General features: G+C 63.2%; 21 protein-coding genes. 3 read left to right on the forward strand and 18 right to left on the reverse strand.

The genetic code is table 11. The features are described 5' to 3' along the window. Nucleotides 1-14: 14 nt before the first annotated feature. The 15 genes from JQ863_RS13335 to JQ863_RS13405 all read right to left on the reverse strand — a co-directional run bounded on the left by JQ863_RS13335 (nt 15) and on the right by JQ863_RS13405 (nt 12,061). Nucleotides 15-434 carry a DUF3168 domain-containing protein gene (locus JQ863_RS13335; RefSeq protein ID WP_204114647.1) on the reverse strand — a complete coding sequence of 140 codons (420 nt, stop codon included), beginning with the start codon at nt 432-434 and terminating at the stop codon, nt 15-17. Beyond that, nucleotides 431-784: a head-tail adaptor protein gene (locus JQ863_RS13340; RefSeq protein WP_204114648.1), complete on the reverse strand. Its 354-nt coding sequence runs from the start codon at nt 782-784 to the stop codon at nt 431-433. Before JQ863_RS13340 ends, JQ863_RS13335 begins: the two co-directional genes overlap by 4 nt. Further along, on the reverse strand, nt 781-1,374 hold the full coding sequence (locus JQ863_RS13345) for a head-tail connector protein (protein WP_204114649.1): 594 nt from the start codon (nt 1,372-1,374) through the stop codon (nt 781-783). The genes JQ863_RS13340 and JQ863_RS13345 overlap by 4 nt, the downstream gene beginning before the upstream one ends. A 155-nt stretch (nt 1,375-1,529) precedes the next feature. Continuing rightward, entirely contained in the window at nt 1,530-2,708 is a 1,179-nt protein-coding gene (locus JQ863_RS13350; RefSeq protein WP_204114650.1) for a phage major capsid protein, read from the reverse strand. A 33-nt stretch (nt 2,709-2,741) separates the two neighbouring features. Next, nucleotides 2,742-3,296: an HK97 family phage prohead protease gene (locus tag JQ863_RS13355; protein WP_204114651.1), complete on the reverse strand. Its 555-nt coding sequence runs from the start codon at nt 3,294-3,296 to the stop codon at nt 2,742-2,744. Between the two features lie 17 nt (nt 3,297-3,313). Beyond that, the gene (locus JQ863_RS13360) at nt 3,314-3,541 is read right to left on the reverse strand and encodes a GTA head formation protein, RCAP_rcc01685 family (RefSeq protein ID WP_204114652.1); all 228 of its coding nucleotides are present in this window, start codon (nt 3,539-3,541) and stop codon (nt 3,314-3,316) included. Beyond that, entirely contained in the window at nt 3,534-4,712 is a 1,179-nt protein-coding gene (locus tag JQ863_RS13365; protein WP_204114653.1) for a phage portal protein, read from the reverse strand. The genes JQ863_RS13360 and JQ863_RS13365 overlap by 8 nt, the downstream gene beginning before the upstream one ends. A gap of 108 nt (nt 4,713-4,820) precedes the next feature. Beyond that, entirely contained in the window at nt 4,821-6,101 is a 1,281-nt protein-coding gene (locus tag JQ863_RS13370) for a DNA-packaging protein (protein WP_204114654.1), read from the reverse strand. Then, nucleotides 6,028-6,444: a hypothetical protein gene (locus JQ863_RS13375; protein ID WP_204114655.1), complete on the reverse strand. Its 417-nt coding sequence runs from the start codon at nt 6,442-6,444 to the stop codon at nt 6,028-6,030. Before JQ863_RS13375 ends, JQ863_RS13370 begins: the two co-directional genes overlap by 74 nt. Before the next feature lie 171 nt (nt 6,445-6,615). Next, on the reverse strand, nt 6,616-7,773 hold the full coding sequence (mltG, locus tag JQ863_RS13380) for an endolytic transglycosylase MltG (protein ID WP_204114656.1): 1,158 nt from the start codon (nt 7,771-7,773) through the stop codon (nt 6,616-6,618). Continuing rightward, nucleotides 7,773-9,032, reverse strand: coding sequence for a beta-ketoacyl-ACP synthase II (fabF, locus tag JQ863_RS13385; protein WP_204114657.1), 1,260 nt, complete (start codon nt 9,030-9,032; stop codon nt 7,773-7,775). Before fabF ends, mltG begins: the two co-directional genes overlap by 1 nt. A gap of 156 nt (nt 9,033-9,188) precedes the next feature. After that, nucleotides 9,189-9,422: an acyl carrier protein gene (locus JQ863_RS13390; protein WP_204114658.1), complete on the reverse strand. Its 234-nt coding sequence runs from the start codon at nt 9,420-9,422 to the stop codon at nt 9,189-9,191. Between the two features lie 257 nt (nt 9,423-9,679). Then, nucleotides 9,680-10,417: a 3-oxoacyl-[acyl-carrier-protein] reductase gene (gene fabG, locus JQ863_RS13395; RefSeq protein ID WP_204114659.1), complete on the reverse strand. Its 738-nt coding sequence runs from the start codon at nt 10,415-10,417 to the stop codon at nt 9,680-9,682. A gap of 69 nt (nt 10,418-10,486) precedes the next feature. Continuing rightward, complete coding sequence (gene fabD / locus JQ863_RS13400; RefSeq protein WP_204114660.1) at nt 10,487-11,425, reverse strand: ACP S-malonyltransferase; 939 nt, start codon at nt 11,423-11,425, stop codon at nt 10,487-10,489. A 141-nt stretch (nt 11,426-11,566) separates the two neighbouring features. Further along, complete coding sequence (locus JQ863_RS13405) at nt 11,567-12,061, reverse strand: hypothetical protein (protein ID WP_204114661.1); 495 nt, start codon at nt 12,059-12,061, stop codon at nt 11,567-11,569. A 296-nt stretch (nt 12,062-12,357) separates the two neighbouring features. On the opposite strand from JQ863_RS13405, the gene rpsF reads away from it, so the two are divergent. Genes rpsF through rplI form a run of 3 tightly spaced genes read left to right on the forward strand, consistent with a single transcriptional unit; the run spans nt 12,358 to nt 13,603 of the window. Beyond that, the gene (gene rpsF / locus JQ863_RS13410) at nt 12,358-12,711 is read left to right on the forward strand and encodes a 30S ribosomal protein S6 (RefSeq protein WP_204115160.1); all 354 of its coding nucleotides are present in this window, start codon (nt 12,358-12,360) and stop codon (nt 12,709-12,711) included. Between the two features lie 26 nt (nt 12,712-12,737). Then, entirely contained in the window at nt 12,738-12,965 is a 228-nt protein-coding gene (rpsR, locus tag JQ863_RS13415) for a 30S ribosomal protein S18 (protein ID WP_008328567.1), read from the forward strand. A gap of 11 nt (nt 12,966-12,976) precedes the next feature. Further along, nucleotides 12,977-13,603, forward strand: a complete 627-nt coding sequence (gene rplI, locus JQ863_RS13420; RefSeq protein WP_204114662.1) for a 50S ribosomal protein L9 — start codon at nt 12,977-12,979, stop codon at nt 13,601-13,603. Between the two features lie 70 nt (nt 13,604-13,673). Here the strand turns inward: rplI and JQ863_RS13425 are convergent, their stop codons facing one another. The 3 genes from JQ863_RS13425 to tig form a co-directional block, all read right to left on the reverse strand. Continuing rightward, nucleotides 13,674-14,093, reverse strand: a complete 420-nt coding sequence (locus JQ863_RS13425) for a DUF1330 domain-containing protein (RefSeq protein WP_239113285.1) — start codon at nt 14,091-14,093, stop codon at nt 13,674-13,676. 42 nt (nt 14,094-14,135) lie between these two features. Next, nucleotides 14,136-14,828: an aquaporin Z gene (aqpZ, locus tag JQ863_RS13430; protein ID WP_204114663.1), complete on the reverse strand. Its 693-nt coding sequence runs from the start codon at nt 14,826-14,828 to the stop codon at nt 14,136-14,138. A 137-nt stretch (nt 14,829-14,965) separates the two neighbouring features. Then, on the reverse strand, nt 14,966-16,300 hold the full coding sequence (tig, locus tag JQ863_RS13435; protein ID WP_204114664.1) for a trigger factor: 1,335 nt from the start codon (nt 16,298-16,300) through the stop codon (nt 14,966-14,968). Nucleotides 16,301-16,478 lie beyond the last annotated feature (178 nt).

The following is a 16,478-nucleotide window of genomic DNA, read 5'->3' on the forward strand; positions in this document are numbered from 1 at the left end:
GTCATTTTCTCCGGTTAAGTGTCCTGGTTGTCCTCGACCCGCGCGACAAAGCGCAGATCGATGCGGCGGCGGCTGGCCTGTGCCTCGCGCCGGGCGGTGGCCCGGTCAAAGCGCAGGTAAACCAGCCGACCCCGCGTCAGTGTCAGGTCGGCATCGACCAGCGCGTCACAGATCGCGACAGCGGCGGATTTCGCCGCCGAAAACCCGGCCTGCGTGCTGATGACTGAGATCTCGACCTTGTGTTCGGCCCCTGCCCCCGTCGCGTCAGAGCGGTCCAGCGCCGTCTCGGCGCCGAGGATCGCGAACAGGTCCGGCACCGTGCCTTGCGGCATGGCGTCAAAGACCGCGCTGCCCAGCTGGGCCGTGACCTCGGGATCAGCGGAAAGTGCCTGATAGATCGCCGCCTGAAGCGCGGCAGAAACGCCATAGCTCATGTCGGGGTCTCCTCATTGGCAAAGCAGGTGACATAGCGGTCCGCCGGGTCGCCATCGGCCACCGCAAGGATGCGGAACACCCGTGCACCCTCGCGGAACCGCTGGTCAGGCCGGGGCCGCGACGGAGAGCCAAACGGCGCGCCGCGCAGGGTGATCCGATAACTGACCGAACCGACCGGAACCGCGCCGCCATCCTGTTGGCGTCCGGTGCGCGGCTGGACCTCGGCCCAGACCTCGCCCAGCGCGGTCCAGCTTTCGGCAAACCCCCCGGCGCCGTCCGGCGACTGCTGTGACTCTTCCAGCACCAGCCGGCGGTTCAGCTGCGGGTGGCGGGTTCTGGCCCGGCTCATGTCGTGAACCCCAGACGCATCGGGCGATAGCGTTCGATCAGGCTGGTCACGCCAAACGGCATGCAGCCCCCTTTCAACCCGGTGTCCTCGCGATACTCGTAGTAATGCGCCGCCAGAAGAAGCACCGCCTGTGCAAGGTCCGGGGGGATCGCGCCCCATTCCGCCCCGAACCCGGCAGAGAACCGGATCTCGGCCTGTCCCCGGTGCGGGATCGTCGGCAGGCAGGATCCCATCGGCGCCAGTTTCGGCGCATGCAGGTCCTGCACCAGGCGATAGGCGCTGGGGGCAACCACCGTGCCCGTCCCGTTGCGATCGACCAATGTCACCTCGGAAATGTCGCTGACCGGGGCCACGGGCAGAGGCTGGGCGGCATCGTCGCGCCACGCCTCAAGCGACCAGGCAAAGGCGCGTTCCAGCAGGACCTTGCCGGTCCGGGCCTCGATCGCCGCCAGCGCAGCGCGCAGGAAGCTTTCCAGAACGCTGTCTTGCAGACTGTCATCGGCAAACCCGCTGCCCAGTCTCAAATGCGCCTTCAATTCCGCAACCGGCAGGGCCGTGGTCGGCACCGGGGTTTCTTCGACTAACATCATGGAAAAACTCCGAGAATTTCGGCCCCTCCGGCCAATGGATCGAACGCGCGCCCCCTGGCTGCTCGAACGGAGGGGACAGCTGGACAACAAGGGTTCCGGCGCGCGTCCGGTGCCGGGTCCGCAAGGCGCGAACCCGGCCCTCACGACCGCGTGGTTTACGAGATCGCGAAGCGCAGAAGCTTGATCGCGGCAAAGTCGCTGACATCCCCGCCAACGCGCTTGGTGGCGTAGAACAGAACATGCGGCTTGGCGCTGAACGGATCGCGCAGCACGCGCAGATCGGGGCGTTCGGCGATGGTATAGCCGGCAGCAAAATCACCGAATGCGATGGCGTCGGCACCACTGGCGATATCGGGCATGTCCTCGGCAATCATCACGCGATAGCCCAGAAGACGCGCAGGTTCGCCCGCGGCCAGACCGTCCGACCACAGGAAACGGCCATCGGCATCCTTCAGCTTGCGCACCGCACCTGCAGTTTTCGAGTTCATTACGAAGGTGCCGTTCGCGCGATACTGCGCGCCCACCGCATAGACCAGGTCGATCAGCGCCTCGCCACCGTCGAAATCGCCGTCCACACCCGTCGGAACATAGCCGATATTGCCCCAGCTCCAGCTGTCATTGTCGACGGTGGCATGGGTCAGGATGCCGGTCGGCTTGTCGATACCGTCACCGTTGATGAAAGCCGCAGCCTCGGCGCGGGCGAACTTGTCCGCGATACGGCCCGCCAGCCAGGTTTCGATGTCAAACGCGCTGTCGTCCAGCAGGCGCTGCGACGCCTTCGGCAGGGCCGACAATTCGTGCAGCGGGATGGTGATGCGCTCGATGCTCGGCGTGCCGGTCTCGGTGGTGGCCGAGGTCTCGTCCGCCCAGCCCGCGCCTGCCTCGGTCGAGTCGATCAGCACGTCATACGAGGTCGACTGCACGTTCACCACATTGGCGATGGCGCGGATCGACGCGGTCGAGGCCAGCACCGACTGGATCGTGTCGGCGGTCTGCGGATCGACCAGATAGCCGCCGTCGCTGTTGACGGCGCTGGACATGGCCTTGCCCTCGATCTCGAGGCCACGCAGCCCGTCATCCTCGCCCGAGCGCAGATATGCGTCAAAGGCCTTCTTGTGCGGTGCGTCAAGGTCGGTGGCAGCCAGCGCCGGGCGCTGCATGGTGTGCGATTTGCGATCAAGCATGTTCAGTCGCTCTTCCTGTTTTTGAAGTCGTGTATGAAGGTCGGTTTTGAAGTCTTTGAAATCGGTCATGAAACCCGTCACGGCCGACTTCAGCTCAGAGCCAGGAGACAAAGCCTCTCCGCCCCGAGACCTGGTCTCGGATGTACCCATCATCATGGTCCTCGATCTAAGGTTATGCCCGGGCTAAAGCTGCCCAAGCTCCTGACGGGCGTCCCGAAAGGCCGCCGCCAATTCACGCATCGCGTCCCCGTCAGGGTCTTCACCCTTCGCGGCCACCCGCGCACTGGGCAGCATCGGGAAAGTCACCAGCGACACTTCCCAAAGCTCCAGTTCCTGCAAGAGCCGCTGGCCCTTGTCGTTTTTCGTCGCCTTCCTGGTGCGATAGCCGATCGACAGCCCGTCAATCGCGCCCGCCCCGATCAGCGCTGCTGCCTCGCGGCCTTTCTCGACGGTCTCAAGCAGCCGGCCCTTGACCCACAGGCCATTGGCGTCCTCACGCACCTCGTCCCAGATGCCGATGGGCTGGGCGGGGTCATGCTGCCAAAGCATCTTGACCTTGCGCCCCGCCGCGATCAGCGCCTTGAGCGAGGCCGCATAAGCGCCCTTCTGCACCACGTCACCGCCCTGATCCGCCGCCCCGAAAAGCGAGGCGTAGCCTTCGATCACATGGCCGTCTCTGACGTCCAACCCTTCGCCAAACCGGGCGAACTTGGTTTCCAAACCACTGTCCATCGTCATATCCCTTGCCTCGTTTCTCATGGTGCCGCGTTCAGAAGCGACTGGAATGCCTGCGCCAGGATCACCCCGACGACGCCATAGACCGTCAGCCACAGCCGCCGCTCCATCCGCTCGATCGAGGTCTCAATCCGGTCAAGCCGCGCCTCAAGCGCATCGAATTGCAGCTTCGCGACCCTTTCATGCGCCTCAAGCCGCAGCGCCGGGGCGCAGTCGAACTTCTCGAACCCGTATTTCTGTTCACGCATCCGCACCGTCCCCGCCGGATGCGGGCAGACCCAGGATCGCGCGCTTTTCGGCTTCGGTCAGAAAATCGGCCTGCGCCACCCGCGACCACTGGGCATCACGTTCCGCCGCCAGCGCCGGGACCTGGTCAAGGTCAGGTTTCAGCACCAGGTTTTCACCCGTGAACCCGCCCAGCCAGTCCGCCAAGGCCGCCGCCACACGGGTCGCCAGCGGCAACACCGTCAGGCGATAGAACGCCCGGTTCGCCTCCTGGTAATTGGCATAGGTCGCGTCACCCTGGATCCCAAGCAGCATCGGCGGCACCCCGAAGGCCAGCGCGATCTCGCGCGCGGCGCTTTCCTTGGTCTTCTGGAACTCCATGTCCGAGGGCGAAAACCCCATCGGCTTCCAGTCCAGCCCGCCTTCCAACAGCATCGGCCGACCGGCATTGCGCGCGCCCTGATGATGGCTTTCCATCTCGCTCACCAACCGGTCATATTGCTCGGCGGGCAAGGCGCCCTGCCCCTCGACGCCCTTATAGACAATCGCTCCCGAGGGCCGCGCGGCATTGTCCAACAGCGCCTTGGACCAGCGCGACGCCGAGTTGTGGACATCCAGCGCCATCGCCGCCGCCTGCAAAGGCGAGAATCCGTAATGGTCGTCCTGCGGGTGGAAATTCTTGATGTGGCAGACCACCTGCCCGGCCCCAAGGTCAAACCGATGCGTGCGCCCGCCGACCTTGTAGTCATAGGCGATGGGCCACCCATCCGCCCCCGGCACCACGTTCATCCGGTCCGACCGCAACACATGCAGTTCCACCGGCGCCGCGCCCTCGCCGCCAACCGCCTCGACATAGGCGTTCCCGGTCAACAAAAGCTGGGCATAAAGCGCCTCAAGCAACTCGGCGCGGCCCTGCATCTGGTTCGGGCTCTGGATCAGGCCAAGAAGGGGATGCGCCTCATAACGCTGTTCCCGGTCCTGCAGGACCAGCGGCAGCGCCGCCGATGCCTCGGCGATCAGCTTCACACAGCGGAACCCAACCGGATTGCCCGCAAATCCGGTGCGCGTCAGCGACACGGTGTCCCTCGGGCTCCAGGCGACGCGGCCTGCGCTCATATGCGCCACAACCGGGCCAGCGGCACTTGCCTTGGCCTCGGGTGCGTTTTGCTGCCGCCGAAAGAAATCGAATACCATCGCGTCTCGCTCCTGCTTTGCCCATCCGACCGGGCCACTGTCGCCCCGTCGGTGAAAACGGTTATCGGTGAAAGAAGTTAAACCCGTGCGTGACCACCGTGCGGTGGGTCAGACCGAACGAATGCCCGGCCGCGCCACACGTTTATTGGCCGGGTCGACCAGCAATTCCGTCAAGGCCCAGACCAGCGCGTCCAGCCGGTCGGGGCTGCCCTTGCCGCGATAGCCCGCCGCCGTCATCCGGCACATCTGGTCCTCAAGCGCACCCAGTCCCCGGGCATGGCTGACCCTGCCGCGCTCATAGATCGAGGCGACCGGCTCGGCGCGCAGGAATTTCGACTTGCTCGCGCGCACCGCTTTGAACGGCACCACCCCGTCGATCTGCCGGATGACCGATTGCACGAGGTCGCCCCCCTGATTCACCTCGGCCACGATCCGGTCCGCGTCGAAGCGGTGAAACGCCTCAACCGCAGCTTCCGCCCAGACCGAGGGGCTCGCCCCCCGAACCGAACAATCGGCCAGAACATGCGCGCGCCAGTCCACCGGCGCGCCGCGCATGGATACCCCGGCAACCACGATCCCGCATTCATCGGACTTGGCGTGGCCGGTGACCGGAGGGTCGACCGCGACCACGACCCGGTCCAGGTCCGGCGGCTCAGCCGCGATCGCCACCTCGATCATCGCGGTGGTCCATAGCGCACCCTCGACGTCGTCCAGAAGCACCCCGTCCAACTCCTGCCGCCCCAGCCGCGTGCCGTCGTAGCGCGCGCGCACTTCGGCAAGGAAACTGTCCGCCAGATGCGCCCGGTTTGCCTCGGTCGCGGCGGTTGTGGTCACGGTGCCGGGCAGCGCCAGGAGTTCCTTCAAAACATCGACATTGCGCGGGGTCGTGGTGATGCATTGCTGTGGGTGATCGCCCAGACGCAGCCCGAATTGCAGCATGTCCCAGGTCTCTCGCAGCTTCTTCCACTTGGCCAGTTCATCCGCCCAGGCCGCGTCGAATTGCGGTCCGCGCAGCGATTCAGGGTCATGGGCGGAAAACACCGCTGCCGTTGCCCCGTTGGGCCAGACCAGCCGCTTGCGCCCGGCCTCCCATGCCGGACGGCGGTCGGGCGGAGAGCATTGCAGGATGCCGCTTTCGCCAAAGACCATGATCTCGCGCACCTGATCGACGGTTTCCCCCACCAGGGCCAGCCGCCGCGCCCGCCCCCGGTCCATCGGCCTGGCGCCTTCGACCATGGACCGCACCCATTCCGCCCCGGCACGGGTCTTGCCCGCCCCGCGTCCGCCAAGGATTACCCAGCTTTTCCAGTCTCCGTCAGGGGGCATCTGGTGCGCGTGTGCCCAGAGATCGAACAAATACGGCAGCGCCAGAAGTTCGTTCTCGGTCATCCCCTCCAGCAGCGTCCGGTGTCGCCCCGGCCCGCCAGAGACGATCCAGTCGAAGCTCAACCGCAGCTTTTGCCGCCTCAAGGTCAATGGCATAGTCATGGGCAATTCCGATCTTTTGTTTTTCACGCTGTTCAATCAGGGACTCGGCGTCATAGGTGCGGCCAAGCCAGCCGCGCAGATCGCCCAGCACCTTCTCTGACCCTTTGATGTCGGCCATCTCACCCTGGCGGATGCGTTGATCCAGCCGCTCGAGGTCCTCATAGATTTTGCAAAGTTGACGTTTGAGCCGCGAAAGCCGCTCATCCAACCCGGCGATATCGCTCGGGAGCTTCCTAACCGTCATATGTCCTGTCGCCTCTCATGCCATGAGCCCTCCGGCGACGAGAGAAACGAAAACGGCCCCCGGGGAGGTTCCCGAGGGCCGTCATACGCTTCTTCCAGCGTGAGATATGTCTACGTCAGACCGTACGCAAAGTCAAGATTTCGCGCCTTAACAAGGGCTTAACACGCAGCCCTACTGGTTGGCCCGCTGTGCCTCGATCTCGCGCCACTTGGCGACGTTGCGGTTATGCTCTTCCAGTGTTTCGGCAAAGGCATGACCGCCGGTGCCATCGGCAACAAAGAAGATGAAGTCCGTCGTATCGGGATCGGCGGCCGCCATCAGGCTGGCCTTGCCGGGATTGGCAATCGGCGTGGGCGGCAACCCGTCGATGACATAGGTGTTCCACGGGGTACGTCCACGCAATTCGCTTTGGCGCAGGCCACGGCCAAGAACTCCCTGCCCCTTGGTGACGCCATAAATCACCGTCGGGTCTGTCTGCAGCCGCATGCCCTGCTTCAGGCGGTTGACGAAGACACTTGCCACCTGACGCCGTTCTTCCGGCACGCCGGTTTCCTTTTCGATGATCGAGGCCAGGATCACCAGCTCTTCGGGGGACTGCAGCGGCAGATCATCAACCCTGTTGGCCCAGGCTTCGGCCACCAGCGCCGCCTGCGCTGCCTGCATCCGGGCGATCAGATCGCTGCGCTTGTCGCCCCTGCGGAATTCATAGGAATCCGGTGCCAACGTGCCTTCGGCGGGCAATTCGATCTCGCCCGACAGGAACTCGATTGCATTAAGCGCATCCATCACCTGCCAGCTTGTCACGCCTTCGGCCAGCGACAGGCGATAACGCGTATCGGCGGCTGCCACGACCTCGAAGAACTTGGCTGGCGGCTCAACGCCTTCAGCCTTGGGGTCAAAGGCCGCGATCTCGACAAACCGCGTGGTTGCGGGGTCAAGCTCTCGCACCTGGATTTCCTGCCGCGTCACGCCGACACGATAGACCACCTCGGTGCCGCAAGTGCTGGCACCGCCGCGGGTCAGGATATCGGCAATCTGCTGCATCGACGCACCCGCCGGCACCAGGAACGCGCCCGCTTTCAACTGGCTGGACTTGTCGGTGTAGTCCGCCCCGATGCGATAGATCGCCCCGTTGGTGATCGCGCCATCGCGCTCAAGCTGGGCCGACACTTTTGACATGGTCGCACCGCGATCCACACGCACGCAGATCGCGTCTGTCAGCGGCCCTTCTGCGGTGTATTCACGCTGCCCCCAGATGACGACGCCACCCAGAAGGAACACGATCACGATGAGCAGCGTGAGCGCGTTGGACGCAATGTTTCGCCACATCAGCGAACCTTTCCGACCAGCACCGACGCATTGGTGCCGCCAAATCCGAACGAGTTGGACAGGGCGACGTTGATTTCACGTTCGACCTTCTTGTTCGGTGCCAGGTCAACCGGGCTTTCGACGGCCGGGTTGTCAAGGTTGATCGTCGGCGGCGCAACCTGGTCACGAACCGCGAGGATCGAAAAGATCGCCTCGATCGCGCCCGCCGCACCCAACAGGTGGCCAGTCATCGACTTGGTCGAGGACATCGTCACCTTGCCTGCCGCATCGCCCATCATGCGCTCAACAGCCCCCAATTCGATGACATCCGCCATCGTCGAGGTGCCATGCGCGTTGATATAGTCGATGTCCTTCGGCTCAAGCCCGGCATCCTTCAGCGCCGCCCGCATCGACCGCTCGCCGCCTTCGCCATCTTCCGACGGCGCGGTGATGTGATAGGCGTCCCCGGACAGGCCATAGCCCAGCACCTCGGCATAGATATTGGCGCCACGCGCCTTGGCGTGTTCGTATTCTTCCAGGACAACGATCCCGGCGCCCTCGCCCATGACGAACCCGTCACGGTCGGCGTCATAAGGGCGGCTGGCGGCCTTGGGGTCATCTTCGCGTTTGGTAGACAACGCTTTGCAGGCGTTGAACCCGGCAATCCCGATCTCGCAGATCGCGGCCTCGGCCCCGCCTGCCACCATCACGTCGGCATCGCCATATTTGATCAGCCGTGCAGCGTCGCCAATGGCGTGTGCGCCTGTCGAACAGGCGGTGACAACCGCATGGTTCGGACCCTTGAAACCGTATCTGATGCCCACTTGACCCGAGATCAGATTGATCAGCGCGCCGGGAATGAAGAACGGCGACACGCGGCGCGGGCCTTTTTCGTGCATCAACAGCGTGGTTTCGGCAATCGAGTTCAGACCGCCAATCCCCGACCCGATCATGACACCGGTGCGCAGGCGCGATTCCTCGTCTTCTGGCGTCCACCCGGCATCCTTCACCGCCTGTTCCGCGGCAGCGAGGCCATAAAGGATGAAATCATCGACCTTGCGGCGCTCTTTCGGTTCCATCCAGTCATCGGGGTTGAATGTCCCGTCCGACCCATCGCCATATTTGACTTCGCACGCGTATTTGGTGGTGACGCGGGACGGGTCAAACCGGGTGATCGGACCAGCCCCTGACTGCCCGTCCAGAATGCGCGTCCAGCTTTCCTCGACCCCACATGCCAGCGGAGTAACCAATCCAAGTCCGGTAACGACGACACGACGCATAAGCCTGCCCTTTCCTCTTGATCTTTGCCTGCTCTTACCGCGACTTGGCCCACGTCGGCAAGCCTGTGTGCCTGTTTCCGCCCATCCCGTCACGGCAAAAAGAAAACCCCCGCCGATGGGCGGGGGCTTTATAAATCCGGTCTGACCGGTTCAGTCTCAGGAAGCTTCCGAGATGAACTTGACGGCGTCGCCGAAGGTCTGGATGGTTTCGGCCGCGTCGTCCGGGATCTCGATGCCGAACTCTTCTTCGAAAGCCATCACCAGCTCAACGGTGTCCAGGGAGTCTGCGCCCAGGTCATCGATGAACGAGGCGGTCTCGGTGACCTTGTCCTCTTCCACACCAAGGTGTTCCACAACGATCTTTTTCACGCGGTCTGCGACGTCGCTCATGTCTTTTCCTCATTCGTCATGGGCGCTTGCGGCCCTGTGATTTTCCGCCGCTTCGTGCAACGGATCTGGTTGTTGCCCCAAGGGGCGGCTCTTAGGTCCGGGTACCCGGTCACCCGGGCGCACGCGACGGCACCCCCGGAAAATCTGCGTGGCCTATAGCATATCCGCCTGCCAAGGCAAACGCTTTCGCGCCCGACCCGATGTGGGGACTGCTGGCGGGAAAACAAGAGAAGGCCGCATCCGCGCGGCCAACCCGGTCACAGCATGGCCATACCGCCGTTCACATGCAAGGTCGAACCGGTGACATAGCCTGCCTCTTCGCTGACAAGATACAGCACGGCTGCGGCGATTTCCTCGGGCGTGCCCATGCGCGCCGCCGGGATCTGGACGTTGATCTTGTCCTTCTGGTCGTCGGTCAGCTTGTCGGTCATCGCGGTTGCAATGAAGCCCGGCGCAACCGCGTTGGCGGTGATGCCGCGGCTTGCCACCTCATAGGCGATGGACTTGGTCATACCGACCATGCCCGCCTTGGACGCGGCATAGTTCGCCTGACCGGGGTTCCCGGTCGCCCCGACGATGGACGAGATATTCACGATCCGGCCCCAGCGCGCCTTCATCATCGGGCGCATCACGCCCCGGCACAGCCGCATCGTCGAGGTCAGATTCACATCCAGCACCGACTGCCATTCCTCGTCCGACATGCGCATGAAGATCTGGTCGCGGGTGATCCCGGCATTGTTGACCAGGATGTCCAGCCCGCCCATTTTCTCGATCGCCTGTTTCGGCAGTGCATCCACCGCCGCGCCGTCGCTCAGGTTGCAGGTCACCACATGGGCGCGGTCGCCCAGTTCCGCCGCCAGCGCTTCAAGCGGCTCGATCCGGGTGCCCGAAAGCGTGACTTCCGCGCCCGCCCCGTGCAGCGCCTTGGCGATTGCACCACCGATGCCCCCGGACGCCCCGGTGATCAGTGCCTTCTTGCCTGTCAGGTCAAACATGTCTCTCTCCTCAATGACGAGTCGCCCCGCCTTTCAATTCTTCGCAATTACTCAGGTTCCAGCCGGCGATCAGCGCATCGAGGCCGCGATGTTCTTGACATCTTCCGGCGTGCCGATGGCCTGACAGGAAATCGCGCGGTCGATGCGCCGCACCATGCCCGACAGGGCCTTGCCCGCACCGATTTCCCAGATCTCGTCGACCCCTTGCTGGGCCATGAACATCACCGACTCGCGCCAGCGCACCGACCCGGTGACCTGATCGACCAGCAGCGCCCGGATCGTCGTCGGATCGTTCACCGCCTCGGCCACGACATTGGCCACCAGCGGCACGGCGGGTTGCTGGATGTCGACCTGGCTCAGGGCCTCGGCCATGGCTTCCGCAGCCGGCCCCATCAGCGCGCAATGGAACGGCGCGCTGACCGGCAGCATGACGGCGCGCTTGGCGCCTTTTTCCTTGGCCAACTCCACTGCGCGCTCAACCGCCCCCTTGTGACCCGAGACCACGACCTGCCCCGGATCGTTGTCATTTGCCGCCTGACAGATCTCGCCCTCCGAAGCAACGGCGGCCACGTCGCGCGCGGTCTCGAAATCCAGCCCCAGAAGCGCCGCCATCGCGCCGATTCCCACCGGCACCGCAGCCTGCATCGCCTGTCCCCGCGTGCGCAGCAGACGCGCGGTGTCGGCAACCGAAATCGCCCCCGCAGCCGCCAGCGCCGAGTATTCGCCCAGCGAATGCCCCGCCACAAACGACGCTTCGGCAATGGTCACGCCTTCCGATTCCAGCGCCCGCATCGCCGCCAGCGAGGTTGCCATCAGTGCGGGCTGGGCGTTCTGGGTCAGGGTCAACTCGTCCTGGCTGCCTTCCCAGATCAGGGTCGACAGCTTCTCTCCCAGTGCCTCGTCGACCTCGTCATAGATCGCCTTGGCCTGCGGATAGGCGTCGGCCAGTGCCTTGCCCATGCCAATCGTCTGCGCCCCTTGTCCCGGAAATACAAATGCACGGCTCATGCCAGTCCCCATGTTTGTTCTGTTTCCACGGGAATACCCCGCCCCCTTGCCCGGCGCAATGACCTAGCGTCCAGCCTGGCATAGGTCGAAACGGAAAAGGCCCGCACAAGTGGCGAGCCCATTCAAGCGGTGACGATCTTGTCAGCCGGGAAACAGGGACTGGCTGCGCAGATGCGCGATGGCATCCAGCCGCGCTTCGGGACCATCCAGCAGCAGCTGCGTCAGCTCCTCACCGTGATCGCCATAGATCACCATGCGCTGATCGTTGACGTCGACCCGGGCGATTTCCTCGTAGTTGATCGACTTGATGACATGGCTGCGGCCACGCGGCAGCGATTCTGTCACGTGCAACTGCCGGCTTTGGGCATCGAAGTGCAGCGACCGGTGCGGTTTCTCGGTGGCGATCTGGGTCATGCCGACACCGGCGGTGACCATGAGGATCGACAGGAACATCTTGGTCAGCAGAATCTCTGCTTCCATGCCCAGCCCAGGCACCAGCCACAGGCCCGCGCCTGCCCAGATGAACCCGAACCCGAAAAGAACAGCCGCCGCCCGGACCGGCGCAGAGTGTTTCTGCACCAGGGAGGGATCCCTGAGCGACTGGTTGTTGTGAATGTAATCTGTTGCGGCAGCCATCTTCGCGACCTCTTTTGCCTTGCTTACTCGACCTGACTTGGGGTCAAGGTGCCGCCGGATTCGGGCAAGAATGCGGCAGGTCCGGGGAAAAGCGGTGGAGGCGGTTTTCCGCCCACCAGCACCCTGCCCCGACGCCCCTGCAACCCTTGAGTTTTAAGGGGTTGCGACCCGGCGAGAATCCGCTATACAGCCGCATCCTTTCGCAAATATCTGAACCGCGCAGTCTCTCGTGGGCGGGGCGCGAAAGGCACATGGCCCCGCTCTTTGAAATGCGCCTGAAAATGAATGGAGTGCACATGCCGCTTTACGAGCATGTTTTCATCTCGCGCCAGGACCTGTCCAACGCGCAAGCTGAAGGTCTCATCGAACATTTTGGCACCGTCCTCGCGGACAACGGCGGTAAGGTCGTCGACAGCGAGTACTGGGGCGTCAAGACGATGGCCTACAAGATCAACAAGAACCGCAAAGGCCACTATGCCTTCCTGAAAACCGACGCCCCCGCAGGCGCCGTTCAGGAAATGGAACGCCTGATGCGCCTGCATGACGACGTGATGCGTGTTCTGACCATCAAGGTTGACGAACACCCCGAAGGTCCGTCGATCCAGATGCAGAAACGCGAAGAACGCGACAACCGTCGCGAACGTCGCTAATCAGCTTGAGGAAAGGACACTAAACCATGGCTGCAAAACCGTTTTTCCGCCGTCGCAAGGTGTGCCCCTTCTCGGGCGACAACGCACCCAAAATCGACTACAAGGACACGAAACTGCTGCAACGCTACATCTCTGAGCGTGGCAAGATCGTGCCCAGCCGCATCACCGCAGTATCGGCCAAGAAGCAACGCGAACTGGCCCGTGCCATCAAACGCGCCCGCTTCCTTGCGCTGCTGCCCTACGCCGTCAAGTAAGGAGAAAGCACATGCAAGTTATCCTTCTGGAACGTGTGGCCAAGCTTGGCCAGATGGGCGAAGTCGTCGACGTCAAGCCGGGCTATGCCCGTAACTTCCTGCTGCCGCAGGGCAAGGCGCTGACCGCGTCGCAAGCCAACATCGCGCAGTTCGAAGAGCAGAAAGCACAGCTTGAAGCACGTAACCTCGAAACCAAGAAAGAAGCCGAGGCCCTGGCCGAGAAGCTCGACGGACAGCAGTTCATCGTGATTCGTTCGGCATCGGATTCGGGTGCGCTTTACGGCTCGGTCACCCCGCGTGACGCCGCAGACGCCGCAACCGAAGCTGGTTTCACCATCGACAAGAAACAGGTGATCCTGACCGCGCCGATCAAGGAACTGGGTCTGCACGACCTGACCGTGCGCCTGCACCCCGAGGTTGACGCGACCATCCAGGTCAACGTTGCCCGTTCGGCCGAAGAGGCCGAGCTTCAGGCATCGGGCAAGTCGATCCAGGAACTGGCCGCGGAAGAAGAAGCCGCCGCCGAGTTCGAGATCGCCGAACTGTTCGACGACATCGGTGCCGCTGCATCCGACGACGACGATCTGGCCGAGGTCGTTCAGTCCGACGACGAGGGCGAAGAAGAGCCGAAAGAGTAATCTTTCACTGCTTCAGACATTTGAAACCGGCGTCCATCGGGCGCCGGTTTTTTTGTGCGTCGGGGCCGGGTTACTCGCCGAAATTGCCGCCCGTGTCGACCGGCGCCATCCGCACCAGACGAGACTCCGCAACCGCCGCCTGCCGATGCACCATCGCCGCCCGATAGTCCGGGTCTTTCAGCATGTCGGCAAAGGCGCCGACAGACGGGTATTCGGCGATGAAACACAGGTCCCATTCCTCGCCCGTCTTGGGGCCGATGACCATCAGTTCCATCTTGCCGCGCCAAACGATCCGCCCACCCAAGCGCTTGAAAACAGGCGCGGATTCCTGGCCATAGGCGGCATAGGCCTCGGCACCAGTGGCCTGTCGCCCGTCCGGGTATTCAGCCGCCTCGCGCAGCTTCACAAGGTTCAGCATGTGGATCGGTCCGGGACGGTCATTGGCCCGGAATGCATCGAAGGTTTCGCGATCAAAGGCGGTATAGGGCAACGCAGCCTCCGTTGTTGGAACGTTGCCCCGCAGTGAAACGCCTCAGTCGCCCGTTGTCGAGAGCGCCTTCCAGATGATCGCCCCCAGCGCCGCCCCGATCAGCGGTGCCACCCAGAACAGCCACAACTGCCCCAGCGCCGGACCATCGGCAAACAGCGCCACCCCGGTCGAGCGCGCCGGGTTGACCGACGTGTTGGTCACCGGGATCGAGATCAGGTGAATCAGCGTCAGCCCCAAGCCGATTGCAATCGGCGCAAATCCGGCGGGCGCGCCCTTGGACGTGGCCCCGAGGATGATAATCAGGAAAAACGCGGTCATCACGATCTCGGTCACCAGACCGGCCATCATCGAAAAGCCCTGTGGCGACGCATCGCCATATCCGTTCGAGGCAAAACCCCCGACGCCCGTACTGCCCGCCGCACCCGTCGCGATGACATAAAGCACCACCGCAGCCAGCACCGCACCGACGACCTGCGCCACCCAATAGGGCACCATGTCCTTGGCGTCATGGCGTCCCGCCACAACCAGCCCCAGCGTGACAGCCGGGTTGAAATGTCCGCCCGAAATATGGCCCACCGCATAAGCCATGGTCAGGACCGTCAGACCAAAGGCCAGGCTGACACCCAGCCAGCCGATCCCGACATCCGCGACACCCGCCGCAAGAACCGCGCTGCCGCAGCCCCCCAATACCAACCAGAATGTGCCGACGACCTCGGCCAACAGTTTATTGCGCATTTCAAATCTCCTGTCGTTTGTAATGCGCAGACTTCACCACCAAAAGTTGATTGCGTCGACTCTTTTCAACAAAAAGGGGCCGCCCCGAAGGACGACCCCGACGCAGCTTCACAAGGAAGCGGCGGTATTACTGCCGATTACTCGTCGTCGAGTGCCTCGACTGCCTTTTCCAGATCGTCCTTGCTGATTTCCTTCTCGGAAACTTTTGCAAGTTCAAAGACATAGTCCACGACCTTGTCCTCAAAGATCGGCGCGCGCAGCTGCTGCTGCATCTGGGCGTTCTGCTGCACGAACTCAAAGAACTGGCGTTCCTGTCCCGGATACTGACGGGCCTGGTTCATGATGGCCTGGGTCATCTCGGCGTCGGTCACTTCGACCTCGGCCTTCTGCCCCAGCTCGGCCAGAAGCAGACCCAGACGCACGCGGCGCTCGGCCAGCTTGGTATGTTCCTCGGTCGGCTCGATGGTGTCGTGGTTGTGGTCATGCACGTCCGGGTTCTCGTCGTGCCACAGCTGATGCGCGATCTGGCCAGCTTCGGCCTCGACCAGCGACGGCGGCAGGTCGAACGACACCAGCTTGTCCATCTCGTCCAGCAGGTGACGCTTCATCACCGCACGTGCGGCACCGGCGTATTCGGCTTCCAGACGCTCGCGGATCTGCGCTTTCAGACCGTCCAGGTCTTCCGACCCAAACTTCTGTGCCAGCTCGTCGTTGATTTCGGCGGCAACGGGTTCCTTGACCTCTTTCACGGTGCAGGAGAACACGGCCTCTTTACCGGCCAGATGCTCGGCACCGTATTCCGCCGGGAAGGTCACGGTGACCTCTTTTTCCTCACCGGCTTTCACGCCAACCAGCTGCTCCTCGAAACCGGGGATGAACTGACCCGACCCCAGCGTCAGCGGGAAATCTTCCGCCGAACCGCCGTCGAACGCCTCGCCGTCGACCTTGCCGACGAAATCCATCACGACCTGATCGCCATCCTTGGCTTTCGAGCCTTTCTTGCGGGCCTTGAAGTCCTGCGCAGTCTCGGCCAGGTTCGCCAGCGCCTCATCAACGGCGGCGTCGTCAGCCTTGACGACCAGCTTCTCAAGGGCGATGCCCTTCAGGTCCACTTCCGGGATTTCGGGAAGCGCTTCATAGGACATCTCGACTTCGACGTCGTCGCCCTCTTTCCACTCTTCGCCATTCTTCATTTCGACCTTGGGCTGAAGCGCCGGCTTTTCACCCGTGTCTTCGAAATGCTTGTTCATCGCACCGTCGATGGTTTCCTGCATCGCTTCGCCCAGCAGACGCTGGCCAAACTGCTTCTTCAGCAGCGGCATCGGCACCTTGCCTTTGCGGAAGCCCTTCATCTCGATCTCGGGCTGGGCCTCGACGAGCTTTTCATTGACCTTCGCGTCCAGCTCGGCCGCGGTCACGGTGATCGAATAACCGCGCTTCAGACCTTCCTTCAAAGTCTCGGTGACCTGCATGTCATTTCCCCATAGGTTACGGCGCGCGGGTCCCCGCGCGGATACAAATTTGCGCCCTTCTATTGCCCGCCGCGCATGGGCGCAAGGGGCAATGACGCGATTTTGTGCCTGTTGACGGACCGACCAAATCAAAGGGGCGCCTGCCTGCGCAGACGCCCCCGGTTGATGTGCGTTTCAG

Source organism: Shimia biformata, assembly GCF_016888515.1.
Classification (GTDB): domain Bacteria; phylum Pseudomonadota; class Alphaproteobacteria; order Rhodobacterales; family Rhodobacteraceae; genus Shimia_A; species Shimia_A biformata.

Bases quoted from the DNA above. Each gene is read 5' to 3' on its own strand.
- JQ863_RS13335 (WP_204114647.1), bottom strand. From the start codon at position 434: ATGAGCTATGGCGTTTCTGCCGCGCTTCAGGCGGCGATCTATCAGGCA.
- JQ863_RS13340 (WP_204114648.1), bottom strand. From the start codon at position 784: ATGAGCCGGGCCAGAACCCGCCACCCGCAGCTGAACCGCCGGCTGGTG.
- JQ863_RS13345 (WP_204114649.1), bottom strand. From the start codon at position 1,374: ATGATGTTAGTCGAAGAAACCCCGGTGCCGACCACGGCCCTGCCGGTT.
- JQ863_RS13350 (WP_204114650.1), bottom strand. From the start codon at position 2,708: ATGGGTACATCCGAGACCAGGTCTCGGGGCGGAGAGGCTTTGTCTCCT.
- JQ863_RS13355 (WP_204114651.1), bottom strand. From the start codon at position 3,296: ATGACGATGGACAGTGGTTTGGAAACCAAGTTCGCCCGGTTTGGCGAA.
- JQ863_RS13360 (WP_204114652.1), bottom strand. From the start codon at position 3,541: ATGCGTGAACAGAAATACGGGTTCGAGAAGTTCGACTGCGCCCCGGCG.
- JQ863_RS13365 (WP_204114653.1), bottom strand. From the start codon at position 4,712: ATGGTATTCGATTTCTTTCGGCGGCAGCAAAACGCACCCGAGGCCAAG.
- JQ863_RS13370 (WP_204114654.1), bottom strand. From the start codon at position 6,101: ATGACCGAGAACGAACTTCTGGCGCTGCCGTATTTGTTCGATCTCTGG.
- JQ863_RS13375 (WP_204114655.1), bottom strand. From the start codon at position 6,444: ATGACGGTTAGGAAGCTCCCGAGCGATATCGCCGGGTTGGATGAGCGG.
- mltG (WP_204114656.1), bottom strand. From the start codon at position 7,773: ATGTGGCGAAACATTGCGTCCAACGCGCTCACGCTGCTCATCGTGATC.
- fabF (WP_204114657.1), bottom strand. From the start codon at position 9,032: ATGCGTCGTGTCGTCGTTACCGGACTTGGATTGGTTACTCCGCTGGCA.
- JQ863_RS13390 (WP_204114658.1), bottom strand. From the start codon at position 9,422: ATGAGCGACGTCGCAGACCGCGTGAAAAAGATCGTTGTGGAACACCTT.
- fabG (WP_204114659.1), bottom strand. From the start codon at position 10,417: ATGTTTGACCTGACAGGCAAGAAGGCACTGATCACCGGGGCGTCCGGG.
- fabD (WP_204114660.1), bottom strand. From the start codon at position 11,425: ATGAGCCGTGCATTTGTATTTCCGGGACAAGGGGCGCAGACGATTGGC.
- JQ863_RS13405 (WP_204114661.1), bottom strand. From the start codon at position 12,061: ATGGCTGCCGCAACAGATTACATTCACAACAACCAGTCGCTCAGGGAT.
- rpsF (WP_204115160.1), top strand. From the start codon at position 12,358: ATGCCGCTTTACGAGCATGTTTTCATCTCGCGCCAGGACCTGTCCAAC.
- rpsR (WP_008328567.1), top strand. From the start codon at position 12,738: ATGGCTGCAAAACCGTTTTTCCGCCGTCGCAAGGTGTGCCCCTTCTCG.
- rplI (WP_204114662.1), top strand. From the start codon at position 12,977: ATGCAAGTTATCCTTCTGGAACGTGTGGCCAAGCTTGGCCAGATGGGC.
- aqpZ (WP_204114663.1), bottom strand. From the start codon at position 14,828: ATGCGCAATAAACTGTTGGCCGAGGTCGTCGGCACATTCTGGTTGGTA.
- tig (WP_204114664.1), bottom strand. From the start codon at position 16,300: ATGCAGGTCACCGAGACTTTGAAGGAAGGTCTGAAGCGCGGTTATTCG.